Annotated in this window: 5 protein-coding genes; all 5 read right to left on the reverse strand. The window is 35.9% G+C overall.

What is annotated here, in order from left to right; genetic code table 11:
• The coding region (locus WBN20_RS11005; protein ID WP_424281706.1) for a patatin-like phospholipase family protein at window positions 1-526 on the reverse strand (526 nt) is incomplete at its 3' end.
• Window positions 527-645: 119 nt separating this feature from the next.
• Window positions 646-867, reverse strand: coding sequence for a DUF6327 family protein (locus tag WBN20_RS11010; RefSeq protein WP_299160250.1), 222 nt, complete (start codon window positions 865-867; stop codon window positions 646-648).
• The gene (locus tag WBN20_RS11015; protein ID WP_424272786.1) at window positions 864-1,214 is read right to left on the reverse strand and encodes a hypothetical protein; all 351 of its coding nucleotides are present in this window, start codon (window positions 1,212-1,214) and stop codon (window positions 864-866) included. The genes WBN20_RS11010 and WBN20_RS11015 overlap by 4 nt, the downstream gene beginning before the upstream one ends.
• 6 nt (window positions 1,215-1,220) lie before the next feature.
• The gene (locus WBN20_RS11020; RefSeq protein ID WP_424272785.1) at window positions 1,221-1,550 is read right to left on the reverse strand and encodes a YtxH domain-containing protein; all 330 of its coding nucleotides are present in this window, start codon (window positions 1,548-1,550) and stop codon (window positions 1,221-1,223) included.
• 109 nt (window positions 1,551-1,659) lie between these two features.
• The gene (locus WBN20_RS11025) at window positions 1,660-2,850 is read right to left on the reverse strand and encodes an acetate/propionate family kinase (RefSeq protein WP_424281707.1); all 1,191 of its coding nucleotides are present in this window, start codon (window positions 2,848-2,850) and stop codon (window positions 1,660-1,662) included.
• Window positions 2,851-2,884: the final 34 nt, after the last annotated feature.

Below are 2,884 nucleotides of genomic sequence, written 5' to 3' on the forward strand. Positions count from 1 at the left end.
GATTTACATAGACCCCAATGATCTGATCACCATAGTTTTTAATCAGATCTCCTGGAAAATTGTTTAAGGCTCCTCCATCTACATAATACGAATCTGCTATTTTTACAGGCGTAAAAACACCTGGAAATGCCGCTGAAGCCAATATTGGCCTTATAAGCTCTCCTTCAGCAAAAACTTTTAAACTCCCATCCAGAATATTAGTGGCAGTGATGAATAAAGGAATTTTAAGGCTCTCAAAATTATCTGACGGAAAGAACTCAGAGAAGTTCTCATAAAATTTTTCGGTATCAACAAACCCGGGTTTGCCAACCGCATAGTTATTAATACTAAAAATATTCACCTTCTTAATAAATTCCAGGATTTGTTTCCAATCTGAGCCCCCTGAATACAATGCGCCAATTATGGCACCGGCACTGGTACCCGCTATATGAGTAATCTCGAAACCATATTCATCCAAAGCTTTTATAACCCCTATATGGGCAATACCTCTAAATCCTCCCCCGGACAATACTAAACCTGTATTCATAAAACATCCCTAATGCCAGCAAAGGTACCCTTTTAGCAGTAAGAAAATCAGAATAAAAAAATGACCATAAGTATTAGTTTTAATACCTATGGTCATTTTTAGAAATCTTTAATAAATTGCTATTCTGACAGTCTTTTTTTCTTAAAAACCCTTGTTAAAATAAAGGGAATCATCACTTTGGCAACAAAACCATCAAAACTTCTAATTAAATTAAAGGGATAGAAATACGTTTTAAGCTCTTGCAAACTATACTTCGTATACTCCTTGTTGATCTCTCTTTCCAGAGCAAGGATTTTCAAATCCTCATCAATTTCCCTAAACGAGTTGTATTTTCCTATCATGGTCCTTCAAAAAAATATTTAGAAAACAATTGCAGTAAAGGTTTATTTAACCTGTCCCGAACTAGATATCCTATAATCGCTAACAACAGATATAAAAACCCAATTATGGCGAATCCATAAATGGTATTATCCATTGCGTAACCAAGGGCAAAAGAAGCCGCCAAACTCAAAAATATCAAAGCCAAAATAACTATTGTACCAACCAACAACACCTTGGCTAAATAGGTAACCAAAACCATAGATATCTTAAAACTTTTAAGCTTGGCGTATTCTATGCTATGCTCCATATAGGAGCTTACATTTTCGTCTAATTCAGAAATATTTTGTCTTAATCCTTCAAAAGCCATAATAGCCTACTTCTGTAATTGTGCATTTTTCTTTCTGATCTCTTCAAGCTTACGCTCCAATTGAACAATAATTTCATCTGCTTTATAACTCATTGTAGAGATGGTATCCTCTAGTTTTTGTTCAAAAACTTCTTTCCTCTCGTCTGCTGCTTTGGTGAGTTCTTCTTTGGCATGAGAAATTCGTTCTGTTAAATCGTGAGTTGTTTCAAGCGCCTTATCCTTAATTTTTTTTCGGGTTTTAATCCCTTCGTCAGGAGCGTATAATATTCCAATACCTGCTCCTATTGCTGCCCCTGATAATAGAGCTAACAAAACATTACTACTGTTGTCTGACATGATAAATTTTTTTAGGTTAATACTAATAATGGCTCAAGTTATGACATAGACTTTCTATACCAAATGATTAAGATCATTTGGCATAGAAATTTTAGCGTATTTTTTTGTTTCAGGAGGTTTTTAGCAACTGAAAGGTTTGCTTTGCAATTTCCAATTCTTCATTCGTAGGGATGACCAAAATTTTCACTTTTGAAGAACTTTTATGTATTTCCCGAAATACAGAAGATTTTTGGTTGTTCTTTTGAGTATCCAGCTCAATTCCAAAAAAGTCCATCTCAGAACAAACCAACCCTCTAAGATAAGCTGAATTTTCACCTATACCCGCAGTAAATATCAAAGTATCCACTCCATTCATGGCGGAGCTATAAGCGCCAATATATTTTTTAATCCTATAGGCATTCATATCCAAAGCTAACTGGCATTTAGCATTACCTTCATCAGCTTTGATTTGAATTTCCCGTAAATCACTATAACCGGTAAGTCCTAGCATTCCACTTTTCTTATTGAGCAAATTATTTACTTCCTGCAAACTATATCCCAGCGATTCTACAAGGTAAAAAATCATAGAATGATCTATGTCTCCACTTCTGGAACCCATGATAAGTCCATTTGAAGGGGCAAAACCCAAACTATGGTCTATGCTTTTTCCATTATGGACGGCAGTAATACTGCAACCATTACCTAAATGAATGCTAATAATCTTAGCTGCTTTTTTATCCAAAAAGTTTATGGCCTTTTCTGTGACGTATTTATGACTCGTGCCATGGAAACCATAAAGCTGTATTCCGTGATCCGTGTAAAATTCATCCGGTATTGCGTATTTACGAGCCTTCAACGGAATAGTCTGGTGAAAGGCGGTATCAAAGACCGCAACCTGTTTGGCATTTGGAAATAATTCTTCCGCAATCAATATCCCTTCCAGGTTATGCGGATTGTGTAAAGGAGCCAACTGACTCAAATCTGCAATCTTATCTTTTACTTCTCTGGTAATAATTGTAGTTTCAGAAAAAGCAGTACCGCCATGGACTACCCTGTGCCCCACGGCATCTATTTCATTTACGTTGACAATGGCTCCGTTTGCAGGATCCAAAAGTAATTCTATTACCCGCTCCAGTCCTTTTCTGTGAGATGAAAACTGTAGTATTTCATTAGTTTCGTAATCAGCCTTTGCATACTTCAAATTTCCATTTTCCAGTCCTATTCTATCTACCATGCCAGAACACAAAACGCTTTCTGATGGCATATGCATTAACTGAAACTTTATAGATGAACTCCCTGTATTAATAATTAGAATATTCATTGAAATAATTAAATTATAATGCCTGGGCCTGGAT

The organism is Eudoraea sp. (assembly GCF_049665975.1).
Lineage (GTDB): Bacteria > Bacteroidota > Bacteroidia > Flavobacteriales > Flavobacteriaceae > Eudoraea.

Bases quoted from the DNA above. Each gene is read 5' to 3' on its own strand.
- WBN20_RS11015 (WP_424272786.1), bottom strand. From the start codon at position 1,214: ATGGCTTTTGAAGGATTAAGACAAAATATTTCTGAATTAGACGAAAAT.
- WBN20_RS11010 (WP_299160250.1), bottom strand. From the start codon at position 867: ATGATAGGAAAATACAACTCGTTTAGGGAAATTGATGAGGATTTGAAA.
- WBN20_RS11025 (WP_424281707.1), bottom strand. From the start codon at position 2,850: ATGAATATTCTAATTATTAATACAGGGAGTTCATCTATAAAGTTTCAG.
- WBN20_RS11020 (WP_424272785.1), bottom strand. From the start codon at position 1,550: ATGTCAGACAACAGTAGTAATGTTTTGTTAGCTCTATTATCAGGGGCA.